17 protein-coding genes are annotated in these 16677 nt (G+C 68.3%); 11 read left to right on the top strand and 6 right to left on the bottom strand.

Annotation, left to right across the window (positions count from 1 at the left end):
- The first annotated feature begins 133 nt into the window (after positions 1-133).
- The gene (locus ABD243_RS01515; RefSeq protein ID WP_344361268.1) at positions 134-1072 is read left to right on the top strand and encodes a spermidine synthase; all 939 of its coding nucleotides are present in this window, start codon (positions 134-136) and stop codon (positions 1070-1072) included.
- 28 nt (positions 1073-1100) lie between these two features.
- Here the strand turns inward: ABD243_RS01515 and ABD243_RS01510 are convergent, their stop codons facing one another.
- A complete protein-coding gene (locus ABD243_RS01510; RefSeq protein ID WP_344361266.1) occupies positions 1101-2018 on the bottom strand; it encodes a LysR family transcriptional regulator in 918 nt (305 codons plus the stop codon).
- Between the two features lie 131 nt (positions 2019-2149).
- Here ABD243_RS01510 and ABD243_RS01505 point away from each other — a divergent pair, with 131 nt between their 5' ends.
- Together ABD243_RS01505 and ABD243_RS01500 are read left to right on the top strand one after the other, a co-directional pair.
- On the top strand, positions 2150-3532 hold the full coding sequence (locus tag ABD243_RS01505; protein WP_344361263.1) for an MFS transporter: 1383 nt from the start codon (positions 2150-2152) through the stop codon (positions 3530-3532).
- A gap of 111 nt (positions 3533-3643) precedes the next feature.
- The gene (locus ABD243_RS01500; protein ID WP_344361261.1) at positions 3644-4393 is read left to right on the top strand and encodes a 3-hydroxybutyrate dehydrogenase; all 750 of its coding nucleotides are present in this window, start codon (positions 3644-3646) and stop codon (positions 4391-4393) included.
- Between the two features lie 43 nt (positions 4394-4436).
- Here ABD243_RS01500 and ABD243_RS01495 read toward each other — a convergent pair whose 3' ends face one another.
- Both ABD243_RS01495 and ABD243_RS01490 read right to left on the bottom strand, forming a co-directional pair.
- Entirely contained in the window at positions 4437-5072 is a 636-nt protein-coding gene (locus ABD243_RS01495) for a LysE family translocator (protein ID WP_116765535.1), read from the bottom strand.
- A gap of 58 nt (positions 5073-5130) precedes the next feature.
- The gene (locus tag ABD243_RS01490) at positions 5131-6627 is read right to left on the bottom strand and encodes an amino acid permease (RefSeq protein WP_344361258.1); all 1497 of its coding nucleotides are present in this window, start codon (positions 6625-6627) and stop codon (positions 5131-5133) included.
- 276 nt (positions 6628-6903) lie between these two features.
- Here ABD243_RS01490 and ABD243_RS01485 point away from each other — a divergent pair, with 276 nt between their 5' ends.
- Genes ABD243_RS01485 through ABD243_RS01475 form a run of 3 tightly spaced genes read left to right on the top strand, consistent with a single transcriptional unit; the run spans position 6904 to position 8572 of the window.
- Positions 6904-7377: a hypothetical protein gene (locus ABD243_RS01485; RefSeq protein ID WP_344361255.1), complete on the top strand. Its 474-nt coding sequence runs from the start codon at positions 6904-6906 to the stop codon at positions 7375-7377.
- Entirely contained in the window at positions 7371-7604 is a 234-nt protein-coding gene (locus ABD243_RS01480) for a helix-turn-helix transcriptional regulator (RefSeq protein WP_116765537.1), read from the top strand. The genes ABD243_RS01485 and ABD243_RS01480 overlap by 7 nt, the downstream gene beginning before the upstream one ends.
- Entirely contained in the window at positions 7601-8572 is a 972-nt protein-coding gene (locus tag ABD243_RS01475) for an NAD(P)-dependent alcohol dehydrogenase (RefSeq protein WP_344361252.1), read from the top strand. The genes ABD243_RS01480 and ABD243_RS01475 overlap by 4 nt, the downstream gene beginning before the upstream one ends.
- A 24-nt stretch (positions 8573-8596) precedes the next feature.
- Here the strand turns inward: ABD243_RS01475 and ABD243_RS01470 are convergent, their stop codons facing one another.
- Positions 8597-9037 (bottom strand): protein-tyrosine phosphatase family protein, encoded by a 441-nt coding sequence (locus ABD243_RS01470; protein ID WP_344361249.1) that lies wholly within the window; start codon positions 9035-9037, stop codon positions 8597-8599.
- Positions 9038-9230: 193 nt separating this feature from the next.
- Between ABD243_RS01470 and ABD243_RS01465 the strand changes: the two genes are divergently transcribed.
- The 4 genes from ABD243_RS01465 to ABD243_RS01450 all read left to right on the top strand — a co-directional run bounded on the left by ABD243_RS01465 (position 9231) and on the right by ABD243_RS01450 (position 14274).
- Positions 9231-10202, top strand: coding sequence for an IclR family transcriptional regulator (locus ABD243_RS01465; RefSeq protein ID WP_344361246.1), 972 nt, complete (start codon positions 9231-9233; stop codon positions 10200-10202).
- Positions 10203-10479: 277 nt separating this feature from the next.
- Positions 10480-12177, top strand: coding sequence for a urocanate hydratase (hutU, locus tag ABD243_RS01460; RefSeq protein WP_116765542.1), 1698 nt, complete (start codon positions 10480-10482; stop codon positions 12175-12177).
- Between the two features lie 116 nt (positions 12178-12293).
- Positions 12294-13886 (top strand): histidine ammonia-lyase, encoded by a 1593-nt coding sequence (gene hutH, locus ABD243_RS01455; RefSeq protein ID WP_116765543.1) that lies wholly within the window; start codon positions 12294-12296, stop codon positions 13884-13886.
- Between the two features lie 151 nt (positions 13887-14037).
- Entirely contained in the window at positions 14038-14274 is a 237-nt protein-coding gene (locus tag ABD243_RS01450; RefSeq protein WP_091250330.1) for a hypothetical protein, read from the top strand.
- Between the two features lie 172 nt (positions 14275-14446).
- On the opposite strand, the gene ABD243_RS01445 is transcribed toward ABD243_RS01450, so the two are convergent.
- Positions 14447-14983: a cupin domain-containing protein gene (locus tag ABD243_RS01445; protein ID WP_344361238.1), complete on the bottom strand. Its 537-nt coding sequence runs from the start codon at positions 14981-14983 to the stop codon at positions 14447-14449.
- A gap of 79 nt (positions 14984-15062) precedes the next feature.
- On the opposite strand from ABD243_RS01445, the gene ABD243_RS01440 reads away from it, so the two are divergent.
- The gene (locus tag ABD243_RS01440) at positions 15063-15686 is read left to right on the top strand and encodes a TetR/AcrR family transcriptional regulator (RefSeq protein WP_344361235.1); all 624 of its coding nucleotides are present in this window, start codon (positions 15063-15065) and stop codon (positions 15684-15686) included.
- A gap of 3 nt (positions 15687-15689) precedes the next feature.
- Here the strand turns inward: ABD243_RS01440 and hutG are convergent, their stop codons facing one another.
- Complete coding sequence (hutG, locus tag ABD243_RS01435) at positions 15690-16652, bottom strand: formimidoylglutamase (RefSeq protein ID WP_344361232.1); 963 nt, start codon at positions 16650-16652, stop codon at positions 15690-15692.
- Positions 16653-16677: the final 25 nt, after the last annotated feature.

Here is a 16677-nt window from a genome sequence, read left to right as displayed (position 1 = left end):
AGCATGATTACTAATAAATAGTAAGTACCCTTGTTTGTTGATTTTGGTGCGGATGTGGGTTACTCGGCCGGACGGAGTGGCCGGGGATGCCGGTGAACTAGGGTTGAACCATGGAAAATGCGGGGGATAGCTGATGGCCAAGCGGGGCAGGGGCCGGGTCGCAGGAGCCGCCGAGCCGGGAGTCGTGGACGTACCCAAGGGTTCCCGCCCGGCCGGTCCCGTGGCAGGGGTGTACTACATCGACACCGGAGACTGCGAGCTGATCCCGGACCAGGACAATTCCACCGGCTGGCTCCTGCGCATCAATGGCGTCATGAGCTCGCACATTGACCTCGCGGACCCGCTGTTCCTGGACTTCGAGTACATGCGCTGGATCTCCGCCCTGGTCGAGTCGCGCTGGCCCCGCGAGTCCAAGCCCAAGCTGCGCGCCCTGCACCTCGGCGGGGGAGCATGTTCACTGGCCCGCTATTTCCACGCCGCCTACCCGGACGCCCGCCAGGTCGTGGTGGAGCTGGACGGCAAGCTGGCCGACTACGTCCGGGGCTGGTTTGACCTGCCCAAAGCCCCGCTGCTGCGCCTGCGGGTGGGGGAGGCCCGGGAAGTCACCGAGAGCCTGACCCCGCAGACCCGGGACCTGATCATCCGCGACGTCTTCGCCGGATCACTGACCCCGCGCCCCCTCACCACGAGGGAATTTACCGAGCACGCCAAACGCGTCCTCGCGCCGGGAGGGGTCTACGTCGTGAATTCCGGCGACGCCCCGGACCTCAAGAATGCCCGCGAAGACGCCGCCACCATCGCGGACGCCTTCGCCTACACGGTGCTCATCGCCGATCCGGCCATGCTCAAGGGGCGGCGTTACGGCAACATGATCATGGCCGGCAGTGACCTCCCGTTCGACGACGATCCCGGCCTTGCGCGGCGCCTGCTCGGCGGTGCGGTGCCGGCCCACATCTGGAACGACGAGAAGGTGCGGGCATTCGCGGCCGGCGCCGCCGTCCGCCACGACCCGGCAGGCCAGGCCTCGGCGCCAGGGCCGTCCGAACCTCCTCAGCCGTCGACTGCTCCGTAACGGCCCTTTTGGGGCTCCATAAGGGCGCCTACGGAGCAGTCGATGGGGTTCCGCCCCGGCCCAGCAGGGCATCGCGGTGGGCTGCGGTCTGCTCCCGCAGGGCCTGCACGAGGGCCGCGACCGCCGGGCGGCGCATCGAATCGGGCCGCAGCACCATCCAATAGGGGAGCATCTCGGCAAATTCCTCCGGCAGGAGACGGACCAGGTCCGGATGGAGGTCGGCCGCGAAGCACGGCAGGAACCCGATCCCGGCGCCGGCGCGCGTGGCCTCCACGTGGACAAAGACATTGGTCGAGCTCAGCCCGTCCCGCATCGCCGGCACCAGCCGCCGCGGGGCATCCAGATCGTCCACCTGCAGCATCGAATCGACGAAGTAAACGAGCGAATGTGCCGTCAGTTCCTCCACGGTGGCCGGGGTCCCGTACTCGGCCAGGTAGTCCCGGGAGGCATACATCCCCAGCATGTACTCGCCCAGCTGTGCGGCCTCTGCCCGGTGCACCTGCGGCTCTCCGACCACCACCTCGATGTCCAGGCCGGAGCGCTGCTGCAGCGCCCGGCGCGTCACTGTGATGATCTCGACGCTGAGGCCGGGATGGTGGCGGCGGAGCCGGGCCACCGCCGGGGCGGCAATGTAGGCGCTGAAGCCGTCCGTGGCCGTCATCCGGACCACTCCGGTGATGGGATCCGGCGTGTGCCCGGGCTGTTCCAAGGTCCGGACGGCGCTTTCGACCTGCTCGGCCACCCGCACGGCCTCGGCGCCGAGTTCGGTCAGTTCCCAGCCGCCCGACGCGCGCGAGAGCACCCGGCCGCCCAGCGACTTCTCCAGCGCCGCGATCCGCCGGGAGACGGTGGTGTGGTTCAGTCCGAGAGTCTGGGCCGCCGTCGTGAATTTCGCCGAACGGGAGACGGCGAGCAGGACCAGCAGGTCATCAGGATTGGCGTTCATATCTGCAATTCTGCACACATAGGGTGCCCGTTTGGCCATTGAACCGCCGCGGATGTGCGGCAATACTCAATGGAGCCATTTCAGTGCTGTGCGTCACAGCGCGTGTCACCGTGGACACTAAGGAGAACCAGATGAGCGTAAACGAACGCTCTGCAACATCCCCCGCCGCACCCGCATCCAAGGGTTCCGGGCTCAAGAAAATCGTCGCAGCATCGATGGTGGGAACCGTCGTCGAGTGGTACGAATTTTTCCTCTATGCCACCGCCGCCACCCTGGTGTTCGGCAAGTACTTCTTCCCCGCCACCGGCAATGAGCTGGACGGCATTATCCAGGCGTTTCTGACTTACGCCGTCGGCTTCGTGGCACGCCCGCTGGGCGGCATCGTCTTCGGCCAGATCGGCGACAAGCTGGGCCGCAAGCCCACCCTGCAGCTCACGATCGTCATCATCGGTGTCTCCACCTTCCTGATGGGCTGCCTCCCGGGCTTCGCCACCCTCGGATACCTGGCGCCGGCGCTGCTGGTCTTCCTGCGCTTCATCCAGGGCTTCGCCCTGGGCGGCGAATGGGGCGGCGCCGTGCTGCTCGTCGCCGAGCACAGCCCCAACAAGACCCGCGGCTTCTGGTCCAGCTGGCCGCAGGCCGCCGTCCCGGTGGGCAACCTGCTGGCCACCCTGGTCCTGTTCATCATGTCCAACATGCTCAGCGCCGCCGACTTCCTCGGCTGGGGCTGGCGCGTGGCGTTCTGGCTCTCCGCCGTGATCGTGTTTGTCGGCTACTACATCCGCACCCACGTCTCCGAATCGCCCATCTTCCTCGAAGCCAAAGCCCAGCTGGAGAGCGAGCAGGCTGTCAGCTACGGCGTCCGCGAGGTCATCCGCAAGTACCCGAAGGGCATCCTGCAGTCCATGGGCCTCCGGTTCGCGGAAAACATCATGTACTACCTCGTGGTCAGCTTCTCGATCGTCTACCTCAAGACAGTGGACAAGTACGACACCTCATCGCTGCTGCTCGCCCTGCTGATCGCGCACCTCGTGCACTTCCTGATCATCCCGCAGATAGGCCGGCTCGTGGACAGCTGGGGCCGCAAGCCCGTCTACCTCGTCGGTGCCATTACCGGCGCCACCTGGCCGTTCTTCGCCTTCCCGATGTTCGACACCCGCAACCCGGTGATCATCGTCCTGGCCGTCACCATCGGCTTGTGCCTGCACGCCTTCATGTACGCCGGCCAGCCGGCCCTGATGTCGGAGCTGTTCCCGACCCGGATGCGCTACGCCGGCGTCTCCCTGGGCTCGCAGGTCACCTCGATCTTCGCCGGTTCGCTGGCGCCTCTCCTGGCCACCCAGTGGCTCAAGGACACCGGCTCCTGGCTGCCGACCGCGGTCTACCTGGTGGTCGCCTGCGCCATCACCACCGTGGCAGTCCTGAGCCTGAAGGAAACCAAGGGCATCGCTTTGGAAGACGTGGACCGGGCCGACGCCGAACGCGAGGGCCTGTCCGTTGCAGCCGTACGCTGAGCTGCTTGAGTTACCTGGCGGCTTGAGTTTGCGGGCTGCTTGAGTTTGGGCCGGCCCCCGCCACGCTGGGGCCGGCCGCCTCATTAGATTTTTGACATGGAAGGCTGAGTAATGGAAAACACGCTGAACGGACGCAAAGCACTGGTCACCGGCGGGGCCGGCGGGATCGGTGCCGCCAGCGCCCGCGCCCTGGCCGCACGCGGGGCCAAGGTCGTGATCGCGGACGTGGACGAGTCCGCCGCCGCGGCCCTCGCCGACGAGATCGGCGGCACCTCGTGGGCCGTCAACCTGCTCGACGTCGAATCCCTCCAGACGCTCAGCCTGGACTGCGACATCCTGGTCAACAATGCCGGAATCCAGCGCATCAGCCCGATCGAGGACTTCGATCCGGCCGACTTCCGGTGCATCATCACCCTCATGCTCGAGGCGCCGTTCCTGCTGATCCGGGCCGCGTTGCCGCACATGTACGCCAACAACTTCGGCCGCATCATCAACCTGTCCTCCGTTCACGGCCTCCGTGCCTCGCCATTCAAGAGCGCCTACGTCTCGGCCAAGCACGGCCTGGAAGGCCTGAGCAAGGTCACCGCGCTGGAGGGTGGCGCGCACGGCGTCACGTCCAACTGCATCAACCCCGGGTACGTCCGCACGCCCCTGGTCGAGTCGCAGATCGCGGACCAGGCCAAGGTGCACGGCATTCCGGAGTCCGAGGTCCTCGCCAAGATCATGCTGACCGAATCAGCGGTCAAGCGGCTCGTGGAGCCCGAGGAAGTGGCGTCGCTGGTGGCGTGGCTCGCCTCGGACGACGCCGGCATGGTCACCGGCGCCAGCTACACGATGGACGGCGGTTGGTCGGCGCGGTAGTCCGCCGGCGGGCGCCGCCCGCTTCCAACTGCGGGCGGCCCAGTTAGTTCTTGCTGCCCGTCAGTGCCAGGGTGCCGCCCAGGCCGATCATCATCACGCCGCCGGTGGTGCTGAGCGCGGCGATCCGCCGGGGCGACCGGGCAAACCAGTGCCGTGCCGTTCCCGCCGCGAGGGCCCACGTGCTGTCGGAGACCAGGGCGATCAGCAGGAAGACCGCCCCCAGCGTGGCGAGCTGGACCGGAATCGCGCCGGCAGAATAGTCCACGAACTGCGGGAGCACGGCCACGAAGAAGACAATCGACTTCGGGTTGGTCGCGCCCACAATGAATCCCTCGCGGAGCACCCGGGCCGTCGAAGACGGGTCGGCAGGGTCTGCCGCCGTCGCGCCGCTGCCGCGATGCCGGATGGCCTGGATCCCCAGGTAGACAAGGTAGGCGGCGCCGGCAAACTTCACCACGCTAAAGAGCAGGAGCGACTGGGCCAGCACCACCCCGACGCCCACGGCCACCGCGGCGATCTGCACCAACTCGCCGCCCGCGTTCCCCGCGACACTCAACAGACCGCCCTTGCGTCCCAGGGCCAGCGTCCGTCCGATCACGAACAGCACGCTGGGCCCCGGGACGGCGATGAGCACGAGCGCCGCGAGGGCAAAAGCCAGAAGATTTGGGGCGGGAACCATGCCTGATCTTAACCCTCCCGGGGCGCTCCCGGGAGGGGTCCGGGAGGGGGAGACATGATTACCGCCCCGCAGGAACCTGCTGGAGCTGGGCCGTTTCGTCGGTGAGTTCGGCCCGGGCCCGGCCGTGGCCGCGGACCCAGAGCCGGTAGGCGAGCACCAGGAGGCAGAGCCAGACGGCACCGACGTACAGGGCCACCCGGGTGTCCTCGAAGGCGCCCAGGATCACGATCACCAGGGCCATGAAGGCGATGGTCAGCACGGATGCGGCGGGCCACCAGGGGGACGGGAACTCCGACGCCGGCAGTCCCTTGCGGGCGATCTCGCGTTTCATGGCGACATGGGAGGCCAGGATCATGGCCCAGACCCAGACGGTCGCGAAGGTAGCGATCGAGGCGATGATCAGGAACACGTCCTCCGGGATCACGGCGTTCAGGACGACCCCCACGAGCAGGATGCCCGTCATCATCACCACGGTCATCCACGGCACCCCGTGACGGGAGACCTTGCCGAAGCTCGCCGGGGCGTGGCCCTGCCGGGCCAGGCCGAAGAGGATCCGGCCGGCGCCGAAGATGTCGCTGTTGACGGCCGAGAGCGCCGCCGTGATCACCACGGCGTTGAGGATGTGGGGCGCGGCCGGGATGCCCAGGCTGCTGAAGATCTGCACGAAGGGGCTGCCGTTGCTGCCGATCTCGTCCCACGGGAACAGGCTCATCAGCACGCCGAGGGTCAGCACGTAGAACAGCAGGACGCGCACGGGGACGGTGTTGACGGCCTTGGGGATGACCTTTTTCGGATCGGCGGCTTCACCGGCGGTGATGCCCAGGGTTTCCACCCCGCCAAACGCGAACATCACTACCGCGAATGAGGCCAGGAGCCCTTCGAACCCGTTGGGGAACAGGCCCCCGTGATCAACAAGGTTGCCGAGCCCGGGCGCCACGGTGGCGCCGCCGGTCTGGAAGCCGAAGACGATGATCGCGGCGCCGCCGGCGATCATGGCGATGATGGCCGCCACCTTGATCAGGGAGAACCAGAACTCCAGTTCGCCGAAGACCTTGACGCTGAGCAGGTTCAGGGCCGCCAGGAAGAAGATGATGGCCAGGACCCAGACCCAGTGCTCCACGCCGGGGAACCAGAATCCCATGTAGATGCTGAAGGCCGTGACATCCGCGATGGCGACGATTGCCATCTCGAAGACGTAGGTCCAGCCGGTCACGAACCCGGCGAGCGGGCCCAGGTAGCGGCTCGCGTACTGGCCGAAGGACCCGGACACCGGATGCCGCACCGCCATTTCACCCAGGGCGCGCATCACCATGAAGACCGCGGCGCCGCCGATCATGTACGCCAGCAGGACGGCGGGGCCGGCCTTCTGGATGGCGGACGCGGAGCCGTAGAACAGCCCCGTGCCGATCGCCGAGCCCAGCGCCATGAAGCGGATGTGGCGGACGTTCAGCCCCCTGCTGAGTACGGAATCGACGGCGGCGCCGACGGCGGTGGCTGCGCCGCCGGTGCCTGCCTCTGCAGGTGCCGGCTTGGTGGCGGTTTGGGCTTGTTGCATGCGAATACCTTCTCGTCATTGGGAGGGGGATCGCTATCCAGCAGACCATGTCCGGCACTGCTGTGATGAGCCTCACGGGGACTTCGTGTCTTTGATTTCAGACTATGCGGCGGGCCGCGCCCGGGTTTCCCCGCCTTTGCCGGGGCGCGACGGCGCGTGGCCCCGTGACGCCGGCGCGTCCCGGCGTCGTGGGGTCAAAGGTGGGGAAATTCCGCGCGGGCAACCCGAGAAAGTCGAAAACTCTTGACATCATGTTAGGTTTTCTTTACTTTTGCCATGTCAGGTTTGTTTTACATCCGGTTCATCGCGCGGGAGCGGCACATGTCATTCGAAGAAAAGAGCGCCTGGATCATGGGGGTGATGGCGGCCGGAGCCTACGCGGTGTATCTGGCGGCAGTCCTCGGGCTGGCCGGGAGCATGCCGCTCACGGACGTGCCGTACGTGGCGCCGCTGCTCTGGACGGTCGGCAGCTCGATCGTCCTGTCGATCGTCCTCCACATTCTCATCCGCAGCCTCTCCGCCAAGGGCGCTGGCATGAAGGACCAGCGGGACAGGGAGATCTACCGCTTCGGCGAGCATATCGGCCAGTCCTTTGTGGTCATCGGGGCGGTGGCGGCGCTCATCATGGCCATGGCCGAGGTGAATCAGTTCTGGATCGCCAACGCCATCTACCTGGCCTTCGTGGCCTCGGCGATCCTGGCCTCCGTGGCGAAGATCGTGGCCTACCGGCGGGGTTTCCAGGCGTGGTGAAGCCGACCAGGGTCACGAACTCCATCCGGCGCCTGCGGTTCGAAAACGGCGAACTGACCCAGGCGGAACTCGCCGAACGCATCGGCGTGACCCGGCAGACTGTCATCGCGATCGAACAGGGCCGCTACTCGCCGTCGCTGGAGCTGGCGTTCCAGATTGCCCATGTTCTCAACGTTCCGCTCGACGACGTCTTCCAGTACCCCGACTCTGAAGGAGAAGCATCATGAAAGCGATCATTCAGGACACCTACGGTTCCGTTGAGGTGCTGGAGCTGCGCGACGTCGACGTTCCCGTCCCCGGCGACGACGACGTGCTGATCCGGGTCCGGGCCGCCGGCGTCGACCAGGGCGTCTGGCACCTCATGACCGGCCTGCCGTACCTGACCCGGGTTGCAGGCTACGGGCTGACGAAACCGAAGACGCGCATCCGGGGCCGGGCCGTGGCGGGCCGCGTGGAGGCCGTCGGCCGGAATGTGGTCGGCTTCAGGCCCGGCGACGAGGTATACGGGACGTGCGAGGGATCCTTCGCCGAATACGTGTGCGCGAAGGAAAGCCGTCTTGCGCTGAAGCCGAAGAACCTCAGTTTCGAGCAGGCCGCCGCCGTTCCCATCTCCGCCGTCACGGCCCTCCAGGCGCTCCGGGACACCGGCAAGGTCCAGCCCGGGCAGGACGTCCTCGTCATCGGCGCGGCCGGCGGCGTCGGCGCGTACGCGGTGCAACTTGCCAAGGCGTTCGGGGCGGAGGTGACAGGGGTGTGCAGCACTGCGAAGACCGATCTGGTCCGGTCGATCGGCGCGGACCATGTCATTGACTACACGCACGACGACTTCGCGGACGGGGCCAGGCAGTTCGACCTCATTGTCGACACCGCCGGCAACCGCCGGCTCTCCGTCCTCCGACGGGCCCTCAAACCCAAGGGAACCCTCGCCATCGTCGGCGGGGAAGGCGGCGGGCGGCTCACGGGCGGATTTGAACGGTCCCTCCGCGCGGCACTGCTCTCCGCGTTCGTCGGCCAGCAGCTCAAGGGCGTCATGTCGACAGAGCGCGCCGAGGACCTCCGGTTCCTGGCCGGGCTCATCGAGGCCGGCGCGGTGACGCCGGTTGTCGGCAGGTGCTACGCCCTGGCCGACGCGCCGGCCGCGATCCGGGACCTGCGCGACGGCCAGGTCCGCGGGAAGGCCGTCGTCACCGTGTGACCGTCTTTGCTGTTTGAGCGCGTCCTACGGTGTGTCCCCGCGGAAGCGGGCCACGTAGAGGCGCTGCCACGGCGTTTCCACCGTCAGGCGCCGGTACTGGCGGCGGACGTAGGACACCGCCTGGCCGGGCGGGACGCCGTCGAGGATGGCGATGCACGCCAGTGCGGTGCCCGTCCGGCCGATGCCGCGCCAGCAGGCCACTTCAACCCGTTCGGTCGCGGCCCGGCGCCAGGCTTCCCGGAACGCGTCAAGTGCGTCCGGCCGGTCCGCGGGCAGCCGCAGGTCCGGCCAGAGGAGCCATCTGGAATCCCATTCCACCGGGGGCGGCTGCTGCCCCAGCAGGTACAGGCCGAATTCGGGAAGCGGGCCGGCGGGCAGCGGATAGTGCAGACCGCGGCCGCGGATGCTCCGGCCGGAAGGAAGAACCAGGACGCCGTCCTGGGCCGGCTCCCACGTCTGATTCATGCTCCAGATCGTAGTCCTTCGGCGGGATAGGCGGGGCAGGGTTGCGGGGCGGGGCCGGCGGGCGGATGCGTCGAACGCGGGATTGTCCGGTATTCCAGACAGGGCGTGCGGCTGACGGTCTGGCGGGCCTGCCCCGCCGGGCGCATGCTTAAGTACGGGATACCGGACACCAACCGTTTTTCGAAGAGGATCCATGCCAGCCACCAGCCCTACCCTGAACCATCTGCCCGCTTCCGCGGCGCCCGGAAATGCCCCGGCCGGCCCGGCAAGCAGCGCCGCGGGAGGCGCCGTGAGCACCCTCGGAACCGCTCCTGACGCCGCGACCGTGATCGCCCCCGCCGCTCCCGGCGCGCCTGCACCCAAGCCCGTCCGCCGGGCCGCCGCCGGAAAGGTGGCCTCGAAGGTGCCGGCGGCGGAAAACACACTGCGCATCCTCAAACTGCTGGCCTCCAGGCGGGGGCCGATGGCGGCGTCGAACATTGCCACCGCGTTGGGCTTGCCGCGCTCCAGCGTCTACCACCTGCTCGGCGTGATGGAGGCGAACGGATTTGTGCTGCACCTCCACGAGGAGCAGCGCTACGGCCTGGGCATCAGCGCGTTCGAACTCAGTTCGGCCTATTCCCGCCAGGAGCCGCTGTCCCGGCTGGGCCGGCCCATGCTTGCCTCGCTCGTGGATGTGATCGGCGAAAGCGCGCACCTGGCCGTGCTGCACGGCCGCGACGTGCTCTACATCGTGGAAGAGCGGGCCAAAAACCGCCCGTCCCTCGTGACCGACGTCGGGGTCCGGCTGCCCAGCCACCTCACCGCGAGCGGCCGCGCGATTCTTGCCGCGCTGCCGAAGTCCCAGGTGCGGGCCCTGTACCCGAACGCCGCCGCATTCACGGCCCGGCACGAAACCGAGTCGCCCATCATGAAGTACTCCGCGCTGTCCTCGCATCTGGACCAGGTCCGGCAGCGCGGTTACGCCACCGAACACGGTGAGGTGACGCCGGGCTTCGGCTCGATCGCCGCCGCCGTGACGGACCACGTCGGGTGGCCGACCGCCGCTGTCGCCGTGACCTTCCTCGAGGACAAGCTGCCCGCAGACCAGTGGCCGGCTCTGGCCGCCCGGATCCAGAAGGTCGCCGACGAACTCTCGATCCGAATCCACGGCCGCCCCGCCTGACCCGCAGCCCCGCCAACCCCCGTTGCGCTATCACTTATGGCTCCTATCCGGGCGTTTTAGGCGCCATAAGTGATAGCGCAACGGGGGAGAGGGGATGCGGCAGCGGGGAGCATTGGAGGCGTCTGAAATCCCGGACAGCACCCGTCCGCAAGCCCTGTTTACGCGGCCTCGAACAGGCTTTAGTTGATACAGAACCTCATTCCCTCTGATTCATTCAGCAGCACATTTCAGCACACACCTTCAGCACAGACACCACCACGAAACAAAGGAGCCCCTCATGGCACCCGCCGATTTCACCACCGGTGCCCGCCCGGTCAAAGCAGCCCGCGGCACCGAGCTCACCGCCAAGAGCTGGCAGACGGAAGCCCCGCTGCGCATGCTCATGAACAACCTCGACCCCGAGGTCGCCGAGCGCCCCGATGACCTCGTGGTCTACGGCGGCACCGGCCGCGCGGTCCGAAGCTGGGCCGCGTTCGACGCCATCACCCGCACCCTGGAAACCATGGAAAAGGACGAGACCCTTCTGGTCCAGTCCGGCAAGCCGGTCGGCGTCTTCCGCACCAACGAGTGGGCGCCGCGCGTCCTGCTGGCCAACTCCAACCTCGTCGGCGACTGGGCCACCTGGCCCGAATTCCGCCGGCTCGAAGCCGAGGGCCTGATGATGTACGGCCAGATGACCGCCGGGTCCTGGATCTACATCGGCACCCAGGGCATCCTGCAGGGCACCTTCGAGACCTTCGCGGCGATCGCCCGCAAACTCACCGGGGACGAGAACGGCACTCTCGCCGGCACCCTGACGCTCACCGGCGGCTGCGGCGGCATGGGCGGCGCCCAGCCGCTCGCCGTCACCCTGAACGACGGCGCCTGCCTGATTGTCGACGTCGACGAGACCCGGCTGCGCCGCCGCGTCGGCAAGCGCTACCTCGACGAGGTAGAGACCGACCTCGACGCCGCCATCGCCAAGGTCCTCAAGGCCAAGGAAGAGCGCCGCGGCTGGTCCGTGGGCTACGTCGGCAACGCCGCCACGGTCTTCCCGGAGATCCTGCGCCGCCACAACGCCGGCGAGCTCACCGTGGACATCGTCACGGACCAGACCTCCGCACACGATCCCCTGAGCTACCTGCCCGAGGGCATCACGGTCGAGGAATGGCACCGCGAGGCCGCGGCGGACCCGGAAGGCTTCACGAAGAAGGCCCAGGCTTCCATGGCCAAGCACGTCCAGGCCATGGTCGAGTTCCAGGATGCCGGCGCCGAGGTCTTCGACTACGGCAACTCCATCCGCGACGAGGCCCGCAAGGGCGGCTACAACCGCGCCTTTGAGTTCCCCGGCTTCGTCCCGGCCTACATCCGCCCGCTGTTCTGCGAAGGCCTCGGCCCGTTCCGCTGGGTTGCCCTTTCCGGCGACCCCGAGGACATCGCGGTCACGGACAAGGCCATCAAGGAGCTCTTCCCCGAGAACAAGCACCTGCACCGCTGGATCGACGCCGCCGGTGAGCGCGTCGAATTCGAAGGCCTCCCGGCCCGCATCTGCTGGCTCGGCTACGGCGAACGCGCCAAGGCCGGCCTGCTGTTCAACCAACTCGTCAAGGAAGGCAAGGTCAAGGCCCCCATCGTGATCGGCCGCGACCACCTCGACTCCGGCTCCGTCGCCTCCCCGTACCGCGAAACCGAGGCCATGGCCGACGGCTCCGACGCGATCGCCGACTGGCCGCTGCTCAACGCCCTGCTCAACACCGCCTCCGGCGCCACGTGGGTCTCCATCCACCACGGCGGCGGCGTCGGCATCGGCCGCTCCATCCACGCCGGTCAGGTCTCCGTCGCCGACGGCACCGACCTCGCCGCGGAAAAGCTCGCGCGCCTCCTTACCAACGACCCCGGTATGGGCGTCATCCGCCACGCCGACGCCGGCTACGACCGCGCCCTCGAGGTCGCCAAGGAACGCGGCGTCCGCATCCCCATGACCGAGTCCCGCTAACCCAGCCGCTAAACCCGTCGATTGCTCCGTAAATGCCGTTCTGAGCCTTGAAAAGGGCAGATGCGGAGCAATCGACGGGGGAGCTTGGCTCAACCACCAGATTTAGGTAGATTTCAATGACTCTCACAACCCACGAACCGCTCACCGTCACCCTCGGCTCCAGCGGCGTCACGCCCGAGGACGTCGTTGCCGTCGCCCGCCACGACGCCAAGGTGACCATCTCGCAGGAAGCCCTGGACACCGTCGCCAAGGTCCGCGCCCACATCGACGACCTCGCCCACAGCGAGGTCCCGGCGTACGGCATCTCCACCGGGTTCGGCGCGCTGGCCAACCGGCACATCCCCAACGAGCTGCGCACCCAGCTGCAGAAGTCGCTGATCCGCAGCCACGCCGCCGGCATGGGCCCGGCCGTGGAACGCGAAGTGGTCCGCGGCATCATGTTCCTGCGCGCCAAGACCCTCGCCTCCGGCCGCACCGGCGTCCGCCCCGTGGTCCTGCAGACCATGGTGGATGTCCTGAACGCCGGCATCACCCCGGTGGTCCGCGAATTCGGCTCGCTCGGCTGCTCCGGCGACCTCGCGCCGCTGTCCCACTGCGCCCTGGTCCTGATGGGCGAAGGCGAAGCGATGGGCCCCGATGGCGAGCTGTACGGCGCCAAGGGCGCGCGCCCCGTAGCCGAACTCCTCGCCGCCCACGGCATTGAACCCGTCACCCTGGCCGAGAAGGAGGGCCTGGCGCTCGTCAACGGTACCGAGGGCATGCTGGGCATGCTGCTGATGGCCATCGCGGACATCCGCCAGCTGCTCACGACGGCGGACATCACCGCTGCGCTCAGCGTTGAGGCGCTGCTCGGCACGGACCAGGTGTTCCTGCCCGAGCTGCACGCCGCGCTCCGGCCGCACCCGGGCCAGGCAGCCTCCGCGGACAACATGCTCCGGGTCCTGTCCGACTCGCCGATCGTGGCCTCGCACCGGATCAACGACACCAAGGTCCAGGACGCCTACTCGCTGCGCTGCGCACCCCAGGTGGCCGGCGCCGTCCGCGACACGGTTGACCACGCAGCCCTGGTCGCCTCCCGCGAACTGGCCGCCGCGATCGACAACCCGGTGGTCCTGCCCGACGGCCGCGTCAGCTCCAACGGCAATTTCCACGGCGCCCCGGTGGCCTACGTGCTGGACTTCCTGGCCATCGCCGTCGCGGACCTGAGCTCCATTGCCGAGCGCCGGACCGACCGGATGCTGGACCCGGCACGCTCGCACGGACTGCCGGCCTTCCTCGCCTCGGACCCCGGCGTCGACTCGGGCCTCATGATCGCCCAGTACACCCAGGCCGGCCTGGTGTCGGACAACAAGCGGCTGGCCGTCCCGGCGTCGGTGGACTCGATCCCGAGCTCGGCGATGCAGGAGGACCACGTCTCCATGGGGTGGCACGCGGCCCGCAAGCTCCGCCGCGCCGTAGAGAACCTGCGCCGCGTTCTGGCGATCGAACTCGTGACCTCGGCCCGGGCGCTGGACATCCGCACCCAGGTCTCCGGCGGCGAACTGACTCCGGGCCCCGCGGGTACTGCCGTGATCGCCGCGCTGCGCGACGTCGTCGACGGTCCTGGCACCGACAGGTTCCTGTCGCCGGAGCTCGAAGCGGCGGACGCCCTGGTGGCGTCGGGTGCGGTCCGGGCGGCGGCCGAATCGGCTGTTGGAAATCTCGCCTGAGAAGAAACAAAGTGCACTGCAGTTGAACATTTCCCGGCGCCCCCGAAATCTTTGGCGACACGGCCAGCGGGGGCCCGGGAACTGTAGTACAAATGGAAGTCCACACCAACGAAGTTGTGGCAAAGAACACATACAAAGGGGTAGAAGTTCAATGAAAGCACGCGGCACGGTACTGTCCAGACGCCTTGCATCCGCAGCCACGGTTTCCGACTGGAGCGGCCTCCGGGTCGGCGAACGGGTCGAAATCGTCAAGCACGCACAGGTCATTGCGGCCGGTGAGGTTGAAGAAGTCTCACTGAGCGGTAACGTCCTCTGGCTGGTCCCCGCCGGGCCGTCCGAGACGCAGCTCTTCCTGCAGTCCGACGGCGTCCAGGTGCGCCGCGTCTAACTCGCACGAGAAAGTCCCCGCCCTTCCCCGGCTCCGCACTTCGCGGTCCGGGAAGGGACGGGGACTTTCTGCGTTCCGGGTGGCGTTCCGGGAGGGCGATTCGACCGCCCCGGCACGGCCGGGACCGGACGCTGTCAGGCCCGGTTGCGGCCGCCTCTGCCCCCGGCCGCGGCTAGCGCGCCGCAAATGGCGGCGGTCCCAACAGCACGATGCCGCCGTTCCTGCGGGCCGACTCCTGTACCTTGCTGAAGTCCACGGGGCCCGCCGGGGCTGAACCGTCCGCCGAGCCGCCGGACGAACCATCGGCAGAGTCGTCGGGGGAGAGCGGCGTGCTCGCATCCCAGTAGAAGGCCTCGCAGCAGCCGGGCGTGTGCAGGCAGAGCATCCGCGCGGAGTCGGACACCACCATGAACGCGTGGGGAACTCCCCGCGGGGCCACGGCGAGGCCGCCGGCGCCGATCCGGTGATTCTCGCCGTCGACGTGCATGAGGATCTCGCCCTCGAGGATGAACATCGTCTCGTCTGAATCGGGGTGGCTGTGCAGCGGTGTCATCTTGCCGCCGGCCATCTGGTCCTCGAAGAGCAGGAACGCCCCGCCGGTCTCACCGGCCCTGGCTTTCCAGGTGTGAACTCCTCCGCCGAAGAACCAGCGGCGCTCGCCCTGTCCTTTTGTCCGGATGATGGTTGTCTGGCTGCTGACCGCTTCCATGGGATCGCCTCTTCGGGATCGCTTCTGAGGAATTTATGGGACTCTTGTCCCATAACAAGACTGGAGTACCATGAATTCCATGTCAACCCCCTACAAGGACGCAGGCCGGACGGGCCAGAAGCGCCGCACGTTCGAGGCTCTGGTAGCGGCCGCCCGCGAGGCGGTGGCGGCGGGGGAAGCCCCGACTGTTGATGGCACCGCCGCAGCGGCCGGCGTCGCCCGGAGCACGGCCTACCGGTACTTCCCGAGCCAGCGCGAGCTCCTCGCCGCGGCCCACCCGGAAACGGTCCGGCAGTCCCTGCTGCCGGCGGACGCCCCCGAGGATCCCGCGGAGCGGCTGGACGCCGTGGTGCTGGAGTTCACCAGGCTGATCGTCAACACGGAGGCGCAGCAGCGCACCATGCTCAGGCTGTCCCTGGAACGCGACCCGGCGGAGCCGGCGCAGGCTCTGCCGCTGCGGCAAGGCCGGGCGATCGCCTGGATCGAGGAAGCGCTCGCTCCGCTCCAAGGGACGTTGTCAGGTCCCGGGATCCGGGCGCTGGCCCTGGCCGTGCGCAGCGCGATCGGCATTGAGGCCCTCGTCTGGCTGACGGACATCGGCGGGCTCTCACGGGAGCAGGCCATGGCGTCGATGCGCTGGTCCGCGCAGGCACTCCTCCGGCAGGCCCTCGTGTCCGGGCCCCCGCCGGCGGCTGCCGGCTGACGCCTACCCCAGCAGCGTGTTGACCAGCCGGGCGGCCACTTTCGCGGTGCGGGCGTCTATATCAAACTCCGGGTTCAGCTCGGCGACATCCAGGTGCAGGAGCTTCCCGCTCGCCGCGACCTGCCGGCACACGGCACTGATCACCGGCAGGGGCACCCCGTACGCGGCCGGAGCGCTCACCCCGGGGGCCACCGAGGCCGGCAGCACGTCCAGATCGATCGTGAGGTACAGCGCGTCCACCTGCGCCAGGAACGCGGCCACAAACGCCTGGGCGGCCTCCGCCGAGCAGTCCTCGTCCAGCAGGTAGTCCACGCCGAGTTCCGCGGCGGTCCGGAAGAGCGCCCGGGTGTTGTTCGGCTCGGAAATGCCGACGACGGCGTAGCGCAGTTCGCGGCCGGCGGCGGCTTCCGCGCGGGCCATCTGCAGGAACGGCGTCCCGGAACTGGGCACGGCCTCGTCACGGAGGTCGAAGTGGGCATCGAGGTTCAGGACGCCCACTCTCAGGCCCCCGCGCACGGCAGACGATCCGGCGACGCCGAGGTAACTGGCGAACGCGGTTTCGTGGCCGCCGCCCAGAACGACCGGAATCTGCCCGGCATCGATAAGCCGGGAGATGGCCAGCCCGGCGCGTGCCTGCCCGGCCTCGAGAGACTCATCGCGCACGGTGACGTCGCCGGCGTCGAGCACGTCCCGGTCGAGGTGGAAGGCGAGCGGACCCAGGGCGGCCCTGATGGCGGCGGGAGCGGCCGCGGCGCCGGTGCGGCCCTTGTTGCGGCGCACGCCCTCATCGCTGCCGAAGCCGAGGATGACGGCGGGCCGGGTCCGGGAGGAGGCCGTGGCCGGGTTTGCGGGCGGGGCGTAGGGGGCCACGGCCTGCCACCAGCGCCGGTGCTCGGCGCCGTCGCCATCGAACCGTCCGGTCCAGGGCTGCGGCGGGACATCAACAGTGAGCGCAGAAGAATCCATGGTTCTACCTCACCTCAGCCGGCAC

The organism is Arthrobacter humicola (assembly GCF_039531445.1).
GTDB classification, from domain to species: domain Bacteria; phylum Actinomycetota; class Actinomycetes; order Actinomycetales; family Micrococcaceae; genus Arthrobacter; species Arthrobacter humicola.
This window is presented reverse-complemented; position numbering and strand designations above follow the sequence as displayed.